17 protein-coding genes are annotated in these 16,416 nt (G+C 64.3%); 13 read left to right on the top strand and 4 right to left on the bottom strand.

What is annotated here, in order from left to right; genetic code table 11:
- Positions 1-22 precede the first annotated feature (22 nt).
- Both fliD and fliE read right to left on the bottom strand, forming a co-directional pair.
- On the bottom strand, positions 23-1,435 hold the full coding sequence (fliD, locus tag ACZ9GA_RS30110) for a flagellar filament capping protein FliD (protein ID WP_457358579.1): 1,413 nt from the start codon (positions 1,433-1,435) through the stop codon (positions 23-25).
- Positions 1,436-1,814: 379 nt separating this feature from the next.
- Positions 1,815-2,135, bottom strand: coding sequence for a flagellar hook-basal body complex protein FliE (gene fliE / locus ACZ9GA_RS30105; RefSeq protein WP_457358581.1), 321 nt, complete (start codon positions 2,133-2,135; stop codon positions 1,815-1,817).
- A 275-nt stretch (positions 2,136-2,410) separates the two neighbouring features.
- On the opposite strand from fliE, the gene fliF reads away from it, so the two are divergent.
- The 13 genes from fliF (at position 2,411) to fliR (ending at position 13,349) form a co-directional block, all read left to right on the top strand.
- Positions 2,411-4,108, top strand: coding sequence for a flagellar basal-body MS-ring/collar protein FliF (fliF, locus tag ACZ9GA_RS30100; protein ID WP_457358583.1), 1,698 nt, complete (start codon positions 2,411-2,413; stop codon positions 4,106-4,108).
- Position 4,109: 1 nt separating this feature from the next.
- On the top strand, positions 4,110-5,096 hold the full coding sequence (gene fliG / locus ACZ9GA_RS30095) for a flagellar motor switch protein FliG (RefSeq protein WP_457358585.1): 987 nt from the start codon (positions 4,110-4,112) through the stop codon (positions 5,094-5,096).
- Complete coding sequence (locus tag ACZ9GA_RS30090; protein ID WP_457358587.1) at positions 5,089-5,805, top strand: flagellar assembly protein FliH; 717 nt, start codon at positions 5,089-5,091, stop codon at positions 5,803-5,805. Before fliG ends, ACZ9GA_RS30090 begins: the two co-directional genes overlap by 8 nt.
- Positions 5,802-7,172 (top strand): flagellar protein export ATPase FliI, encoded by a 1,371-nt coding sequence (fliI, locus tag ACZ9GA_RS30085; RefSeq protein WP_457358589.1) that lies wholly within the window; start codon positions 5,802-5,804, stop codon positions 7,170-7,172. The genes ACZ9GA_RS30090 and fliI overlap by 4 nt, the downstream gene beginning before the upstream one ends.
- A gap of 15 nt (positions 7,173-7,187) precedes the next feature.
- Entirely contained in the window at positions 7,188-7,640 is a 453-nt protein-coding gene (gene fliJ, locus ACZ9GA_RS30080; protein ID WP_457358591.1) for a flagellar export protein FliJ, read from the top strand.
- Between the two features lie 8 nt (positions 7,641-7,648).
- Positions 7,649-8,911: a flagellar hook-length control protein FliK gene (locus tag ACZ9GA_RS30075; RefSeq protein WP_457358593.1), complete on the top strand. Its 1,263-nt coding sequence runs from the start codon at positions 7,649-7,651 to the stop codon at positions 8,909-8,911.
- Positions 8,912-9,155: 244 nt separating this feature from the next.
- Positions 9,156-9,608, top strand: a complete 453-nt coding sequence (locus ACZ9GA_RS30070; protein WP_457358595.1) for a flagellar basal body-associated FliL family protein — start codon at positions 9,156-9,158, stop codon at positions 9,606-9,608.
- 3 nt (positions 9,609-9,611) lie between these two features.
- A complete protein-coding gene (gene fliM / locus ACZ9GA_RS30065; protein ID WP_457358597.1) occupies positions 9,612-10,664 on the top strand; it encodes a flagellar motor switch protein FliM in 1,053 nt (350 codons plus the stop codon).
- Entirely contained in the window at positions 10,657-11,133 is a 477-nt protein-coding gene (gene fliN, locus ACZ9GA_RS30060) for a flagellar motor switch protein FliN (protein ID WP_457358599.1), read from the top strand. Before fliM ends, fliN begins: the two co-directional genes overlap by 8 nt.
- Entirely contained in the window at positions 11,130-11,507 is a 378-nt protein-coding gene (gene fliO / locus ACZ9GA_RS30055) for a flagellar biosynthetic protein FliO (protein ID WP_457358602.1), read from the top strand. Before fliN ends, fliO begins: the two co-directional genes overlap by 4 nt.
- Complete coding sequence (gene fliP / locus ACZ9GA_RS30050; RefSeq protein ID WP_457358604.1) at positions 11,504-12,256, top strand: flagellar type III secretion system pore protein FliP; 753 nt, start codon at positions 11,504-11,506, stop codon at positions 12,254-12,256. The genes fliO and fliP overlap by 4 nt, the downstream gene beginning before the upstream one ends.
- Positions 12,257-12,281: 25 nt before the next feature.
- Positions 12,282-12,551: a flagellar biosynthesis protein FliQ gene (gene fliQ, locus ACZ9GA_RS30045; RefSeq protein ID WP_457358606.1), complete on the top strand. Its 270-nt coding sequence runs from the start codon at positions 12,282-12,284 to the stop codon at positions 12,549-12,551.
- A 6-nt stretch (positions 12,552-12,557) separates the two neighbouring features.
- The gene (gene fliR / locus ACZ9GA_RS30040; RefSeq protein WP_457358608.1) at positions 12,558-13,349 is read left to right on the top strand and encodes a flagellar biosynthetic protein FliR; all 792 of its coding nucleotides are present in this window, start codon (positions 12,558-12,560) and stop codon (positions 13,347-13,349) included.
- 6 nt (positions 13,350-13,355) lie between these two features.
- Here fliR and flgL read toward each other — a convergent pair whose 3' ends face one another.
- On the bottom strand, positions 13,356-14,555 hold the full coding sequence (flgL, locus tag ACZ9GA_RS30035; RefSeq protein ID WP_457358610.1) for a flagellar hook-associated protein FlgL: 1,200 nt from the start codon (positions 14,553-14,555) through the stop codon (positions 13,356-13,358).
- Between the two features lie 15 nt (positions 14,556-14,570).
- Positions 14,571-16,181: a flagellar hook-associated protein FlgK gene (gene flgK, locus ACZ9GA_RS30030; protein ID WP_457358612.1), complete on the bottom strand. Its 1,611-nt coding sequence runs from the start codon at positions 16,179-16,181 to the stop codon at positions 14,571-14,573.
- Positions 16,182-16,416: the final 235 nt, after the last annotated feature.

The following is a 16,416-nucleotide window of genomic DNA, read 5'->3' as shown; positions in this document are numbered from 1 at the left end:
ACCTGCTCCCATCTATTGAGGATTAATCATCACTGCTCAACGCATCGAACTGGGTAGTGAGGTAGTCCGCTGTCGAATCAAGCTCGGAAATCAGGGTGTCCAGGGCCGTGAATTGCTCGGTATAGCGGTCCATCACACTGTCGATGAAGTCCTGCTTGTCTTCGTACTTCTCTTCCAGATCTTCGAGCTGGTCGTTCAGGTCGTTGACCACTGAAACGATTGAGCCGTCGTCCTCGTCCAGGAAAGTGTCCAGGTCGGTGGCCATCTGGGTGGCGAAGCCCTCGCTGTCATCGGTGCCCACGAAAAAGTCGGTGACATCGCTGAGGTTGTTGGTTACCGCGTCTTCCAGGGTGTCGTCGTCGATGGTCAGCGTGCCGTCCACCTCCAGCGAAATGCCCAACTGCGACAGATAGCTGAACGTGCCGTTGGAAATCGAGTTGTACAGGTCCTTGCTCAGGGTGCTGTCCACGCGGCGCGTGGTGGAGTCGCCCAGCAGCGCCCCGGCGGTATCGTCATCGGCGTCGTAGGACGTCAGCGTGTCCATGGTCGAGGCGTACGAGTTGTAGGCGTCGACGAAATCGTTGATGGCATCAATGATCGAGTCGGTGTCGCGTTCCACCGTCAGGGTCGAGGTGCCGGTGTCGGTCAGGCTCAGGGTCACACCCTGCAGCGCTTCTTCCACAGTGTTGCTCTGGCTGGTCACGCTCAGGCCGTTCACGGTCAGCAGGGCATCGGCCGCCGCCACGGTCTCGGTCATGGCGTTGCTGTCACTGTCGGCACTGTAGCCAAACAGGTCGGCGGCATCGCCCGAACCGTCGAAGGTCACGGTCATTTCCGAGTCGGTACCGGTGTCGTTCGAGGTCAGCACCAGACGGTAAGGCGTGTCGCTGCCGTCGTTGACGATGGACGCGGTGACCGAACCGCCCGCATCATTGATGGCGTCGCGGATACCTTCCAGGGTGTTGTTGCTCGAAGTCAGGTCGATACTGATACTTTCGTCGTCACCTACTGTAATGGTCAGGGTACCTGTGCCCAGGGCTGTTGTAGAATCCGCGATACCGTCCGTCGCCAAAGTCTGGGCGCTGGCCAGCTGGCTGACCACGATCGAGTAGGTGCCGGCCACTGCTTCGCTGGTCACTGCCGCGCTGACGCCGGTGCCACTGACGCTGCTGGTGAGGGCATCGTAAGTGTCAGGGTCGCTCAGCGTTTCAATGGCGGTTTGCAGGCTGGTCAGGGCGCTGGTCAACGTGCCATAAGCGGTGATTTCGGCGTTGATGTCGTCCTCTTGGTTCTCGATCGGTGTCAGCAGGCTTGTTTCCTGGGCCTCCTCGAGGCTATCGAGAATCGAGTCCAGATCCAGCCCCGACCCCACGCCCAACGAGGTAATGGTTCCGCTGGTAGCAGAGGAGGAAGAAGTGGAAGTGGTCGTCGTCATATAGTCCTCACAGGTCCGCGCCTATTAAGCAGGGCCAATCAAAAGTCACCCCATCACGAATGAAACATTCGCAATGACGCAGAGGAAATCGGCAGCCGAATATAAAACTTTAACGACACAAGTCTATTTATTTTTTAAGTAACGCCTTTTAAACAAAGCTATTTTTCGTAACTTTCAGACTTGCAACGCCCCACATTCACAGCACTTCGCTAGTTCGACCTTGGTAATAAGCCAGTTACACTGCGCCGGAACTAAGGGTTTCCCCTATGCAGCACCACTGGTCGATCCTGAATTTTTTTTCATCCTGCCCACCTAACACTCAAACGTATCTAACGATGTACATACAGATACTTTTCCGTAGATCGCAACATGCCTCGCCCTATACCTGCATCGCCATCACATCCTTATAAGCAGTCACCAACCGGTTCCGTACTTGCACGCCCATCTGAAAACTCAGGGCGGCTTTCTGCATGTCCACCATCACATCATTGAGCGAAACGTCCGGCGCGCCGACCTGAAACGCGTTGGATTGCTGGTTGGCCGTCTGCTGCAACTGGTTGATGCGCTTGAGCGATGCCTGCAACTCGCCAGTGAAGCCCCCGTTTCCTGCGGCACCGGCCACCGACGACGTCATGCCCTGGGACTCGTGGGCCAGCACGGTAAGTTGCTGCAAGGCAGCCTGGAGAGCAGATGTATTCATGGTGCAAACATGTCCAGGTTGAAAAAGTTGGCAAGGTGATGGCACCCAGATTAACAAGGTGAACCGTACCGACAAGCAACCAATTGGCTACAAAAGCGCTGGCTTTTCCGTCCTTTAGATCCGGGGCAGGTCGAGATAATAGCCGCCCTGCGATACCTGCCAGCGCAGGCAACAGGCAGCCCCGCGCACCTACGCGCCAGGGCTTCTCGACCACCTTCGACACCGGAACGAGCCATGTCTTTTGTACCGCCCCTACCCTCGCTTGCGAGGTGCGTGTGAGTAACGCGGCCCAAGGCAAGGGCTCTGCCAAAGCCAGCCCTGAAAAGAGCAAGACCAGCGCCCTGCAGCCCCTGCTGGAGCGCCTGCGCGGCCAGCCGCTGCCATTGCTGCTGGCCGGTGCGGCAGCCGTGGCACTGCTGGTGGTATTGGCCCTGTGGGCACGCGAGCCCGAGTACCGCGTGCTGTTCTCCAACCTCGGCGAGGCCGACGGCGGCCAGGTGATCGGCGAGCTGGAAAAGCGCCAGATCCCCTACCGCCTGAGCGAAGGTGGCCACGCCATCCTGGTGCCGGCCGCACAGATGAACGCCCTGCGCCTGCAACTGGCCGAACAGGGCCTGCCCAAGGGTGGCAACGTCGGTTTCGAGCTGATGGACAAGCAGGCCTTCGGGGTCAGCCAGTTCGCCGAACAGCTCAACTACCAGCGCGGCCTGGAAGGCGAGCTGGCGCGCACCATCGAATCCCTTGGCCCCATCGCCAGCGCCCGCGTGCACCTGGTGATGGCGCGCCAGTCGGTGTTCGTGCGTGAACGCGAACCGGCCCGCGCCTCGGTGATGGTCAACCTGCAACCGGGCCGTGAACTGGGCCAGGGCCAGGCCAATGCCATCGCCCACCTGGTGTCGTCCAGCGTCGCTGACCTGAGCATCGACGGCGTCACCATCGTCGACCAGAGCGGCCGCCTGCTGTCGCAAAACCCCAGCGACAACAATGGCCTGGACGGCAGCCAGCTGACCTATGTGCGGGACATCGAACGCGCCTACCAGCGCCGTATCGAAGACATCCTCGCGCCGCTGCTGGGCCGTCAGAACGTGCATGCCCAGGTCGTCGCCAAGGTGGACTTCGACAGCCGCGAAAGCACCGCCGAGCACTACGAACCCAATCAGGCCCCCGACCACGCCGCCGTGCGCAGCAAGCAGGTCAACGAAAGCCTGGCTGGCAGCGATTCTGCCGCCCGTGGCGTGCCCGGCGCACTGACCAACACGCCGCCCAACCAGCCACCGGCCACCCGCGCCACCGCCCCGGCCAAGCCCGGCGAAAGCGCCCAAGCCAGTACCGACGACAGCGACACCAGCGCCTCGGCACGCAGCAAGACCCTGCACAGCGAGCGCATGACCAACTACGAAGTCGACCATAGCGTAGAGCATGTCAAACAGGCACAAGGCGAAGTCACCCGCCTGACCACCGCCGTGGTGGTCAACTACCGCGCCATCGACAAGGACGGCAAGCCGAGCCAGGAACCGCTGAGCAAGGAAGAGCTTGAGAACATCGAGAGCCTGGTGCGTCAGGCCATGGGCTTCACCGAATCGCGTGGCGACGAGCTGAAAGTGATCAACAGCCCATTCGTGACCGACGACATCAGCGGGCCGGAGCTGGCCTGGTGGCGCACCCCCGAGTTCTACGCGCTGGCCATGAGCCTGTCGCGCTACCTGCTGGTTGCCTTCATCGCCCTGTTGCTGTGGCTGATGGTGCTGCGCCCGATGAACAAGCGCCACGCCGCCGCACTGAAAGCAGCGGCCGAAGCCGATGCGCCGCCCACCATGGTTACCGAAACCGGCGAAACCGTGGAAGTGCCTCCGGGCATGCGCAAGGCGCAAGGGTACGAGCAGAACATGAAACGCCTGCGTGAGATCTCCGTCGAGGACCCACGCTTGATCGCCATGATCATCAGGGGCTGGATGAAAAAAGATGACAAGTAAAATGACCGCTACACGCCGCAGCGCCATCCTGTTGCTGTCACTGGAGGCCGATGAGGCCGCCGAAGTGTTCAAGCTGCTGCCCAGCCAGGACGTGGAAAACATCAGCATGGAGATGGCCCGGCTCAGCCAGGTGTCCCATGACGAGATGCGCAAGGTGCTCGAAGAGTTCATCGACGAGACCGAGCAGTACGCGGCCATCAACATCCAGTCCAGCGACCATATCCGCGCCGTGCTGACCAAGGCCCTGGGCAGTGAGCGCGCCGCCAGCCTGATCGACGACATTCTGGAAGCCAACGACGGCGGTTCGGGCATCGACAAGTTGAACCTGATGGAAGCCTCGCTGGTGGCCGAGATGATCCGCGAGGAACACCCGCAGATCATCGCCACCATCCTGGTGCACCTGGACCGTCACCAGGCGTCGGACATTCTCGAACTGTTCGAGGAGCGCCAGCGCAACGACATCATCCTGCGCATTGCCACCTTCAGCGGCGTGCAGCCGGTGGCCCTGCAGGAACTGACCGAAGTGCTGGGCGGCATGCTCGATGGCCAGAACCTCAAGCGCAGCAAGATGGGCGGCGTACGCACGGTGGCCGAGATTCTCAACCTGATGAACTCGACCCTGGAAGAGTCTGCCATCCAGACCCTGCGCGCCCACAACGAAGACCTGACGCAGAAGATTCTCGACGAAATGTTCCTGTTCGAGAACCTGCTGGAAATCGACGACCGCGGCATCCAGACCATCCTCCAGGAAGTGGAAACCAACTCGCTGTCCATCGCCCTCAAGGGCGCGCCGACCGCGTTGCTGGACAAGTTCCTGATGAACATGTCGCAGCGTGCCGCGCAGCTGTTCCGCGAGGACATGGAAGCCCGCGGCCCGACCCGTATGTCCCAGGTCGAAGCCGAACAGAAAGCCATCCTGCAGGTGGTACGCCGCCTGGCCGATGCGGGCGTGATCGTCACCGGCAGCGGGGACGATTCCTATGTCTGACGGCAACCCTTGGGCCGAAGAGCCCGGCCAGTGGCAACCCTGGCGCATGGCCGTGCTGCCCAGCGAGCCGCTGCCCGCCCAGGAATTGGACGAAGCCCAGGCCGAAGCCCAGCGCAAGCATGCCTTCCAGCGCAAACTGGAATTGCAGGCACGCCGCGACAAGGTGCGCCAGGAAGCCCAGCGCCAAGGTCATGAAGCGGGCTTGGCCGCTGGCCACGCCGAGGGTTATGCACAGGGCCTGGAGGAAGGCCGGCTGGCCGGCGAGGCCGCCATGCAGGAGCAGATCCACGCCACCCTGGCACCGCTGATGCGCCTGTGCGAAAGCTTCGACCATGCCCTGCGGCACTTGGATGATCAGGTGCTGGGCCACCTGGTGGAGCTGGCGATGGGCACCGCCCGACATATTGCCGGCCACGCCCTGCAAGCCCATCCCGAACAGGTCGTGAACACCGTGCAGACCCTGTTGCAGCATGAGCCGGCGCTGACCGGACGGCCGCGCCTGTGGCTGCACGGCGACGACCTGGTGCTGGTGCAACAGGCCCTGGGCGAGCAGTTGGATGCCGCAGGCTGGAGCCTGCTGCCTGACGCCAACCTGGCCCGCGGTGGTTGCCGGGTGAGCAGCGCCAGCGGCGAGCTGGACGCCACCCTGGAAACCGCCTGGGCGAGCATCCGCAGCCGCCTGAACGACGCCCTGCCGGCCACCTCATGACCAACGCCAACTCCCATCTGCAAGGCTGGCAGCAGCGCCTTGCCAGCCTGCGTGACGACGTCGCCCGGGTGCCGCGCTACCTGCTCAGCGGGCGTATCGTGCGCGCCACCGGCCTGGTGCTGGAGGCCGTGGGCCTGAGCATTCCGCTGGGCGGTGCCTGCCGTATCGAAACCCAGGCGGGCGAGTTCGCCGAAGCCCAGGTGGTCGGCTTTTCCGGCGACACGCTGTATTTGATGCCCCTGGAAGAGATCGGCGACCTGCAACCCGGCTCGCGCGTGCTGCCGCTGGACGCGCGGGAAACCGGTGGCGCCAGCAGCCGCCAGTTCCCCCTGGGGCCGGCGCTGATGGGTCGGGTATTGGACAGCCGTGGCGAGCCGCTGGACGGCAAGGGCCCGCTGGCCGACGTGCGCCGCTGCCCGCTGAGCACGCCACCGCTCAACCCGCTCAAGCGCGCGCCCATCGACCGCCAGATCGACGTGGGCATCCGCGCCATCAATGCCTTGCTCAGCGTCGGCCGTGGCCAGCGCCTGGGCCTGTTCGCCGGCTCCGGGGTAGGCAAGTCGGTGCTGCTGGGCATGATGGCCCGCTACACCCGCGCCGACGTGATTGTGGTGGGGCTGATCGGCGAGCGTGGCCGCGAGGTGCAGGACTTCATCGACAACATCCTCGGCGAAGAAGGCCTGCGTCGCGCCGTGGTGGTGGCGGCACCGGCCGACACCTCGCCGCTGCAACGCCTGCAGGGCGCCGCCTATGCCACCAGGGTGGCCGAAGACTTCCGCGACCAGGGCCTGGATGTGCTGCTGATCATGGACTCGCTGACCCGCTACGCCATGGCCCAGCGCGAGATCGCCCTGGCCATCGGCGAGCCGCCGGCCACCAAGGGCTACCCGCCGTCGGTGTTCGCCAAGCTGCCCAAACTGGTGGAACGCGCCGGCAACGGCCCGCCCGGTGGCGGCTCGATCACCGCGTTCTACACGGTGCTCAGCGAAGGCGACGACCAGCAGGACCCCATCGCCGACTCGGCGCGGGCCATCCTCGACGGCCATATCGTGCTGTCGCGCACCCTGGCCGAGGCCGGACATTACCCGGCCATCGACATCGAAGCGTCGATCAGCCGCGCCATGACCGCCATCGTCAGCGACAGCCAGCAGCGCAAGGCCCAGCAGTTCAAGCAGGTGTTGAGCAAATACCAGCGCAACCGCGACCTGATCACCGTAGGCGCCTACGCCGCCGGTCACGATCAGTTGCTGGACCGCGCGGTGCAGTTGAATCCGCACCTGGAGCGCTTTCTGCAACAGCGCATCCAGGACAAAACCACCCTGGAAGAGACGCTCCAGGCCCTGAACCAGCTGTTCCCAGGCAAATGATGACGAGGCACCGGCATGACATCGTCCCTCGACCTGCTGGCTGAACTGGCGCACAAGGCCCAGGACGCCGCCGCGCGCACCCTGGCCCAACACCGCCAGCAATTGCGCCAGCTCGCCGCCCAGCTCAAGACCTTGCAGCAGTACCAGCAGGAATACCGCCAAGGGCTGCAGCAAAAACTGCACAAGGAGGGCATGAGCCCGGCCAGCCTGGCCAACTACCGGGCCTTCCTGACCTCGCTGGACACCGCCATGGACCGGGCGCGGGCGAGCATGGCCAAGCAGCAGGCCGAGATCACCAAGAGCCAGGCAGCCTGGCAGGCCGAGTGGCGCAAGGCACATGCCTACGACACCCTGATCGAACGTCGCGCCGCACAGGCGCAGCAGGCGGCGGGCCGCCGCGAACAACGCCAGAGTGACGAACTCGGCGCCCGGATGCACCAGCGCCCGGGCCACTTCACCCGTACTTGAGAGCCCCCATGGACATCACCGCATTGCTGGTCAGCACGGCAGCTGTCAGCGCCCCACAGGCCACGGCGGCCGAGACCGATGGCAGCGTATTCGCCCAGGCGCTGGACGCCGCTACCCAGGTGCAGGCAGAGCCGGTGCAAACCGCGCCCGTGGCGGTGGAGACGGCCGTGGAGACGCCACCGGTGTTGACCGAACCTGTCCCGCTCACGACCGAGGCCGCCAACATCGAAGTGCCGACCGCGCCATTGCCGGAATTGCCGGAACCGGCCCCCGAGCCCGTGGCGGAACCGACCGCGCCCGTGGAGACACCTGTTGTCCCCGTGGCCAAGCCGCAGCCGGCCGTGAAGGAAGAGCAAACCGCAGACATCGAAGTGCCGACCGCCCCCGCCGAGCCAGTCGACACTGAAGCGACGCCTGACAGCGACGACAGCGTGGACACGCAGCTGCAACATATCCGCGACCGCATGCACCTGATCGACACCGCCGGCACCCCGGACACCAGCACGGTGCAGGTCTATGTGGCCCCTGCGCCTGCACCGGTGCCGACAGTGACCACGCCCGAGGCCGCCGAAACCAGCGTGCAGACCACACCCCTGATCAGTCAGCGCAGCACCGCGCTGCCCAACGTGACGAGCACTGCACAGAAAACCGCGCCGGCCATCAGCGAAGACGACACCCCGCCCGTGGCCGCCGTACCCACCGATACCACCGCAGCCGTGATGCCCGCACCCGCCCAGGACGACAACACCGCCACCGACAGCGACAGCCCCAGCCCACCGCCCCTGGATGCCCTGAGCGCGTGGACACCCACCGCCAGCCCAGCGGTGAGCAGCGACACCGCGCAGGTCAACACCGGCAACCCGACCCTCACCGCCGCCGTCGGCAGCTCGCCATGGCAATCGGGCCTCAGCCAGCAAGTGCTCAACCTGCACCAGCGCGGCAAGGACCGGGTGGATCTGCAACTGCACCCTGCCGACCTCGGGCCGCTGTCGATCAGCCTCAAGCACGACACCAGCGGCACCCAGGCGCAGTTCGTCTGCGCGCATCCGTCGGTGCGCAGCGCGGTGGAGCAGGCGTTGCCGCAATTGCGCGAAGCATTGGCGGCGCAGGGGATTACGTTGGGGGAGACTTCGGTGAGTGACCAACCTTCGCGGCAGGCGCGGGATCAGCAGGTGCCGTATGTGCCGTCGGCAGGTGCGTCCGCCGTCGAGGAAGAGCCCTGCGAAACCGTTGCTACCCCGTTACTCACCCGTATTGATTTGTATACGTAGGGACGCTGGACATCTCCAGAGTGGCTTGGGGCCAGCGCAGCCTTCGGCAGCGGCTACGGGGTGATCGCGATCCGTAGCCGCTGCCGCCAGGCTGCGCTGGCCCTGTGCCTCCCCCCACACCCCCATGACCCACCCCGATCAAAACCCAAAGATACGCCCCATTGCCTGCCCTTATCCGGCCATGGTCGCCAGCCCGCCCTGTTCATACTCGCGGCTTGTCTGATCAGACCTACGAAGACACCGGATGAGCACGACCCGCAAGACCCCCTGGCTTCTGATAACCCTGTGCACCCTGGCCCTGGCTGCGGCCAGCGTGGCCGGCACCTGGTATTACGTGACCCGCGTGGAAAGCGCCACCGCCCCCGTGCAGCCGCCCGCAGCACCGGAACTGGTGACCATCCCGCCACTGACCGTGAACCTGCAGAACCCGCAGCACGAGCAGCGCCTGCTGTACATCGGCTTCGCCATTACCGTGGGCGACAAGGCTAGCCAGACGTTCCTGCAGCCCTACGTGCCGCAACTGCGCAGCCAGCTGTTCAAGCTGCTGGGCGAGCAGGACAGCACCGCGCTGATGACCAGCCAGGGCAAGAGCGCCCTGGCCGCCAAGGTGCTGGAGCTGGTCAAGCGCCCACTGACTACACCCCAACCCGAGCTTTCCATACTCGACGTCCTTTACACCGACTTCATCGTGCAATAGCCCATGGCCCTAGAAGATCTGTTGTCGCAGGAAGAGATCGATACCCTGCTCAAGGGCGTCAGCGGCGAGGATGAACACCCCGCCGACGGCGACGCCACCAGCTGGGACGCGCACATCCGCCCCTATGACCCGGCCACCCAGCACCGGGTGATCCGCGAGCGGCTGCACGCCCTGGATATCATCAACGAGCGCTTTGCCCGTTATTTCCGCATGGCCCTGTTCAACCTGATCCGGCGCAGCGCCGACATCACCGTGGACAGCGTGCGCTACCAGAGCTTCAGCGACTTCTCGCGCCACGTGCCGGTGCCCACCAACATCAACCTGCTGGCCATGAAGCCATTGCGCGGCACAGTGCTGACCGTGTTCCCGCCCAACCTGGTGTTCATGGTGGTGGACAACCTGTTCGGCGGCGACGGCCGCTTCCTGGCCAAGTCCGAAGGCCGCGAATTCACCCGCACCGAACAGCGCATTATCCGCCGCCTGCTGAGCCTGGCCATCAGCGCCTACCAGGACGCCTGGAGCTCGGTGTACCCGCTGGAAATCGAATACCTGCGTTCGGAAATGCAGGCCAAGTTCGCCAACATCACCAGCTCGCCCAACGAGATCGTGATCAACACCACCTTCCACCTGGAAGTGGGCAACCTGGCCAGCGACTTCAATATCGTCATCCCGTACCTGATGGTCGAGCCGCTGCGCCAGTTGCTCAACGGTCCGCTGACCGACAGCGACCCGGACGCCGAGCGCGCCTGGAGCCGCAAGATGGCCGGCGAGATCACCCAGTCGCATATCGAACTGGTGGCCGACTTCACCGAGATCGACACCAGCATCGGCCAGGTCATGGCCCTGCAGGTGGGCGACGTGCTGCCCATCGAACTGCCGGAGAGCATCGCCGCCAAAGTCGACGGCGTACCGGTGATGACCTGCGAATACGGCAGCCAGAACGGCCTGTGCGCCCTGCTGGTGAAAGACCTCATCGACCACTCGCCCGCCGGTCCCGAAGCCGCCAGCTTCGTGAAAGGCCCCGTGCCCCCTGCCAAGGACTCCGCCCATGACTGACCCCAATACCCCAGAGCCTACCCCGTCGGACGAGCCGTCGATGGAAGACGAGTGGGCCGCCGCCATGGCCGAACAGGGCGACGACGCCGGCTTCGATCCCTGGGCCGAAGCCCTGGCCGAGCAGGAAGCCGCCCCTGCGGACGCGCCTGCCACGGCGCCCGCGAAAGTGTTCCGGCCATTGACCGGCCAGGGCGGCAATGCCGTTAGCCGTGATCTGGAAATGATCATGGACATCCCGGTCAAACTCAGCGTGGAGCTGGGCCGCACCCGGGTCACCATCAAGCAGTTGCTGGAGCTGGCCCAGGGTTCGGTGCTGGCCCTCGACGGCCTGGCCGGCGAGCCAATGGACATCCTGATCAACGGCTACCTGATCGCCCAGGGCGAGGTGGTGGTGGTCGACGAGAAGTACGGTATCCGCATCACCGAGATCATCACCCCGTCCGAGCGGGTGCAGAAGCTCAACCGATGAGCAGCAATTCGCCCGATAACCTCATGGGCCTGGCGCTGCTGGGCAAGACCGCGCTGGCCTTCGCCGCGGTGGTGGCCAGCATCCTGCTGTGCGGCTGGCTGGCCAAGCGCATGCGCCCGGGCCACTCGCGCCCCGGCGCGCATCTGCGGTTGGTCGGCAGCACCTCGGTGGGCCAGCGCGAGCGCGTGGTCATTGTCCAGGTGCAGCAGCGCTGGCTGGTGCTGGGCGTGACGCCGCAGCACATCAGTGCGCTAAGCGAAATGCCGGTCCCCGATGACGCCCCGGTGGCGGCCAGCACGCCCCTGGCGCCAGCGTTCGCCGAGCGCCTGGCCGCCGCCCTCAAGCAGCGCCTCAACGGTACCGACAAGCCATGACCCTGCGCCCCCTGCTACTGCTCGCTGCCCTGCTGCCTGCGGTTATCGACACCGCCTGGGCTCAGGAAGCCCCAGGCCTGGCGGCCTTCACCAGCCAGGCCATGGGCAACGGCAGCCAGCAATGGTCGCTGAGCCTGCAAACCCTGATGCTGCTGTCGTCCATGGCGTTCCTGCCGGCACTGCTGCTGATGATGACCGGCTTCACCCGCATCATCATCGTGCTGGGCCTGCTGCGTACCGCCATCGGCACCACCTCGGCACCGCCCAATCAGGTGCTGCTGGGCCTGGCGCTGTTCCTGACCTTCTTCGTCATGTCGCCGGTGCTGAACAAGGCCTACGACACCGCCTGGCAGCCGTTCTCCAACAACCAGATCGGCATGGAAGAAATGCTCGACAAGGGCAGCCAGCCGTTTCGCGGCTTCATGCTCAAGCAGACGCGCGAAACCGACCTTGCCATGTACGCACGCATCGCCGACCTGCAGGACCTGGACGGCCCCGACCAGGTCCCCATGCGCGTGCTGATGCCGGCGTTCGTCACCAGCGAGCTGAAGACCGCCTTCCAGATCGGTTTCAGCATTTTCGTCCCGTTCCTGATCATCGACCTGATCGTCGCCAGCGTGCTGATGGCGCTGGGCATGATGATGGTGCCGCCGGCCACCATTTCCCTGCCGTTCAAGCTGATGCTGTTTGTGCTGGTGGACGGCTGGCAATTGCTGCTGGGCTCGCTGGCGCAGAGTTTCTACACCTGACACCCACCTTCGGAGCCCCACCACGATGACACCGGAAATGGTCATGGACCTGGCCTACAGGGGCATGCGCGTCAGCCTGTTCGTGGCCGCGCCACTGTTGCTCACCACCCTGGCGGTGGGCCTGATCATCAGCCTGTTCCAGGCCGCCACGCAAATCAACGAATCGACCCTGTCGTTCATCCCCAAGATCGTCGGCATCTGCGCGGTGCTGGTGTTGGCCGGGCCGTTGATGATGGACATGATCCTGGACTTCACCCGCGACCTGCTGGTGGGCCTGCCCCACCTGGTGGGCTGACGGCCCATGCTGGACATCGATTCAGGGCAATTGCAGCACTGGCTGGCGCTGTTCTTCTGGCCGCTGTGCCGCATTGCCGCGTTCATGCTGGTCGACCCGCTGATGGGCCACACCATCATCCCCAACACGGTAAAAATCAGCCTGGCGGTATTGCTCAGCGTGCTGCTGGCGCCGGTGCTGCCGGCCATGCCCGACGTGGCCATCGTGTCCTGGGAAAGCCTGGGCATTGCCGTGGAGCAATTGCTGATCGGCGCCAGCCTGGGCATGGTGATGCGCGTGACCCTGGCGGCGGTGGAAATGACCGGCGAGATTTGCGGCATGCAGATGGGCCTGGCCTTCGCCAGTTTCTATTCGGCGGAAAGCAACACCAACACCATGGTGCTGTCACGGTTGCTGAGCATGACCACCCTGCTGATGTTCCTCGCCCTGGACGGCCATCTGCTGGTGCTGCGCCTGCTGGCCAGCACCTTCCAGAGCCTGCCGATCGGCAACCTGCACTTCGATCCGTCGTCGTGGAAAATGATCGCCAACTACGGCAGCCACATCTTTCTCACCGGCCTGCTGCTGGCGCTGCCGATGGTGGCGGCGCTGCTGATCATCAACCTGGCCATGGGCATCCTCAACCGCGCGGCACCGCAACTGACGGTGTTTGCCGTGGGCTTCCCGGTCACCCTGAGCACCGGGCTGGTGCTGATCATGGCGCTGACCAGCCACCTGGGGCACTTCATCCAGCTGCTGCTGGATGAGTCCTTGCAGTTTCTGCAGGCCCTGGTCAGCAACATGATCGTGCCGACCTGACCCACATCAGATGTAGTCGAACAGAGTCATGCCCTGCACGCTGGAGAAGGTCTGCTGCGCCGCTTGCAGGGCCACCTGCAACGCCGTGTAGTTGGACACCGAGGTGGTGTAGTCCGCGTCAGTGAGGTTCGACAGGCTGGTGGCGTAGGTCAGCGAGGCATCGTCGCCCACGGTGTCCAGCACATCGATCTCGTTCATGCGCGTGCCCACCGAGGTGCGCACGGTCAGTACGTTGTCCAGGGCGTTGTCCAGTTCGCGGCTGCTGGTGGACAAGGTGTTGCTCAGCGCAGCCTGGTCGGCGTCGTCTTCCACCGGCGTGTTCAGCGCGGTGATGATGTTCTGCAAGGTGGTGAACAGGTTCGGATCGGCGTCGCTGGCGGTGCTGACGCTGATGCTGTCGCCATCGGCCGGCTCGCCTTCCAGGATCAGCGACAGGCCGTTGATTTCCAGAGTGTCGCCCGACTCGTAGGCCACCGCGTCGCCGCCGTCGACGCTGTAGGTGGCCACGCCATCGTCGTCCACGGCGAAGGTCAGGGTGAAGCCGGTACCATAGTTGGCATCGCTGCTGTCGGTGATGTCGGGGCCGTCGAAGGTCACCGAGCCGCTGTTGTCGGCACTGGCCTGGGCAACGAAACCGGCGGCGCTTCCCACGCTGAGGAACACACTCTGGCCGGTGTCGCCGCTGGCGATGGTCTCGGTGGCGCTGATCTGCTGCATCACCGCGTTGTCATCGCCCTGGTAGGTCAGGGTGCCGTCTTCGTTCTCGACGAAGGTCTGGCTCTCACTCTGGTAGCCGGAAAAGATGTAATTGCCGTTGCTGTCGGTGGTGTTGGCCAGCGACACCAGGGTGTCGTACACGCCCTGCAGCGAGGTGGCGATGGACGCCCGGTCCTCGTCGCTGAGGGTGCCGTCGCCCGCCTGGATCAGCAGGGTCTTGGCGCTGGTGATGGCATCACTGACGCTGTCCAGGGCGTTCTCTTCAGTGGACAGCGAGGTGTTCACCGAGGTGCGCGCGTCGGCGTACTGGTCGTTGAGCGACGAAGCCTGCTGCACGATCACTGCCTGGGCTGCCGCCGACGAGTCATCGGACGGATTGACCACGCGCTTGCCGCTGGACACTTCGTTGCTGGCGTCAAGGTAGGCCGCTTCCTGGGTGAGCATGTTGCTCAGGCCCTGGTTGAAGATGGTCTGGGTGGAAATACGCATTGCTTAACCTCCCTGTCAGGCGTCCATGCCGAGAATGGTGTCGAGGACCGTGGAACCCACCTCGACGATCTTCGCGCAGGCCTGGTAATAGGCCTGGTAGCGCACCAGGTCGGCGGCTTCTTCGTCCAGGTTCACGCCCGACGAGGACTGCTGCAGCGTGGTCAACTGGTCGGTGACGCTGGTCTGGTTGTCCAGGCGGGTGCTGATGGAACTGGTGGTGCTGCCCACTTCGCTGACCAGCGAGGCGTAGGCTTCGGCCAGGGTCGAGCTGCCGCCCACCAGGTCCTGGTTCTGCAGGTCGAGCATCTGCAGGGCGATGGTGTTATCGCTGTCGCCGCCACCCGAACCTGCAGCGATCAGCGAAGGATCGTCGATTTCAGTGTCCAGGGTGCTGGCGGCGCTGGCCAGGGGTTTGACCAGGAAGCTGTCGCCGTCGCTGGCGGTGCCGCTGATGGTCACGGTCAGGCCGCCGAAGCTGAGGGTGCCGGCGTCGGCATCGTAGGTGGCGTCCACTGCCGAACCGGTGCTGGCGTCGGTGACGGTGTAGCCGTCATCGTCCGAGTAGCTGACGGTGTAATTGCTGGTGGTCAGGCTGTCCAGGTCGTCCGAGAACGTGGCGCTCAAACTGGCGCTGCCGGTATTGCCGGTGTTGCTGTACACCACCGGGTCGGCCACCGAGAAGAATGCCGTGCCGGTGTCACCATTGAGGTCGGTGCCGCTGGTTTGCAGGCTGTTGAAAGCGCTGGCCAGGGCCACGGCCATCTGGCCCAGCTGGTTCTGCGCGGTGTCCAAGGTTTCACTGCGGAAGCTCAACAGGCCGCCCAGGGAGCCGCCGGTGATGGTCGCTTCGTCCAGCTCGGTCTGGTTGCCGGCGGCGTCGACGTAGCTGACGGTGGTCTGCGACGGGTCGCTGGAAGACGTGGTAGCCGCCAGTTCAAAGCTGTTGGAGCCGGACACCAGTGACAGGCCGTTGCTCAGCGAGAGGCTATAGCTGCCGTTGTCCTGCACGGTCAGGTCGACGTCCACCAGTTCGCTCAGCGAGGTGACCAGCGAATCGCGCTGGTCCATCAAAGTATTGGCCGCGTCCGAGCTGCTGCCCAGGGCGGTGATCTGCTGGTTGAGCGTGGCGATCTGGTCGGACAGGTCGTTGATCTGGTCGACCTGGTCGGTGATCTGCGACGACACGCTGCTTTGCATGTCATCCAGGTAGCTGCCCAGGGAGTTGAACTGGGCCACCAGGGTTTCGGCCGAGCCGATCACTTCTTCGCGGGCCGCCGAGTCGCTGGCGTCGCTGCTCATGGTTTGCACGGACGAGAAGAAGTCCTGCATCAGGGTGTCCAGGTCCGAGGTGCTGTCGGCCAGCAGGTCGTCGACTTGGGACACTTCCGTCGAGTAGGTGCTGAGCGCGCTTTCGGTGCTGGTGGACGCGTTGAGCTGGGCCGCGATAAACTGGTCGAACGTACGATCGACACTGGTCACCTCCACGCCCCCCGTGGAGCTCGCGGCAAGCGAGGTAGTCTCCAGGTTGTAGCCATCGGTATACACGTTGGTGATGTTGTTGCTGCTGGTGCTGAGGGCCACTTGTGCCGCATTCAGACCGCTGACACCGATCGATATGATGCTCATAAATAATTCCTACACGACGTGCCACGTGTTATCGGCCGATTGCCTGAAAACTTGAAAAATCAGCCGGTTTTTTTGCGCGCTTTCCACACCCTGTAGCCGCTGCCGAAGGCTGCGCTGGCCCTGTGCCTCACTGAAAATCACCAGGGTTCACACCGGCCAGCGCAGCCTGGCGGCAGCGGCTACAGGGAGATGTACGCCCCCGTTGTTTTGCGTCGTCTGCATCGCGGCCAAGGCC

It is taken from the genome of Pseudomonas sp. TE3644 (genome assembly GCF_056278815.1).
Note: the sequence above shows the minus strand (reverse complement) of the source record. Positions and strands in the feature narration are given on the sequence as shown.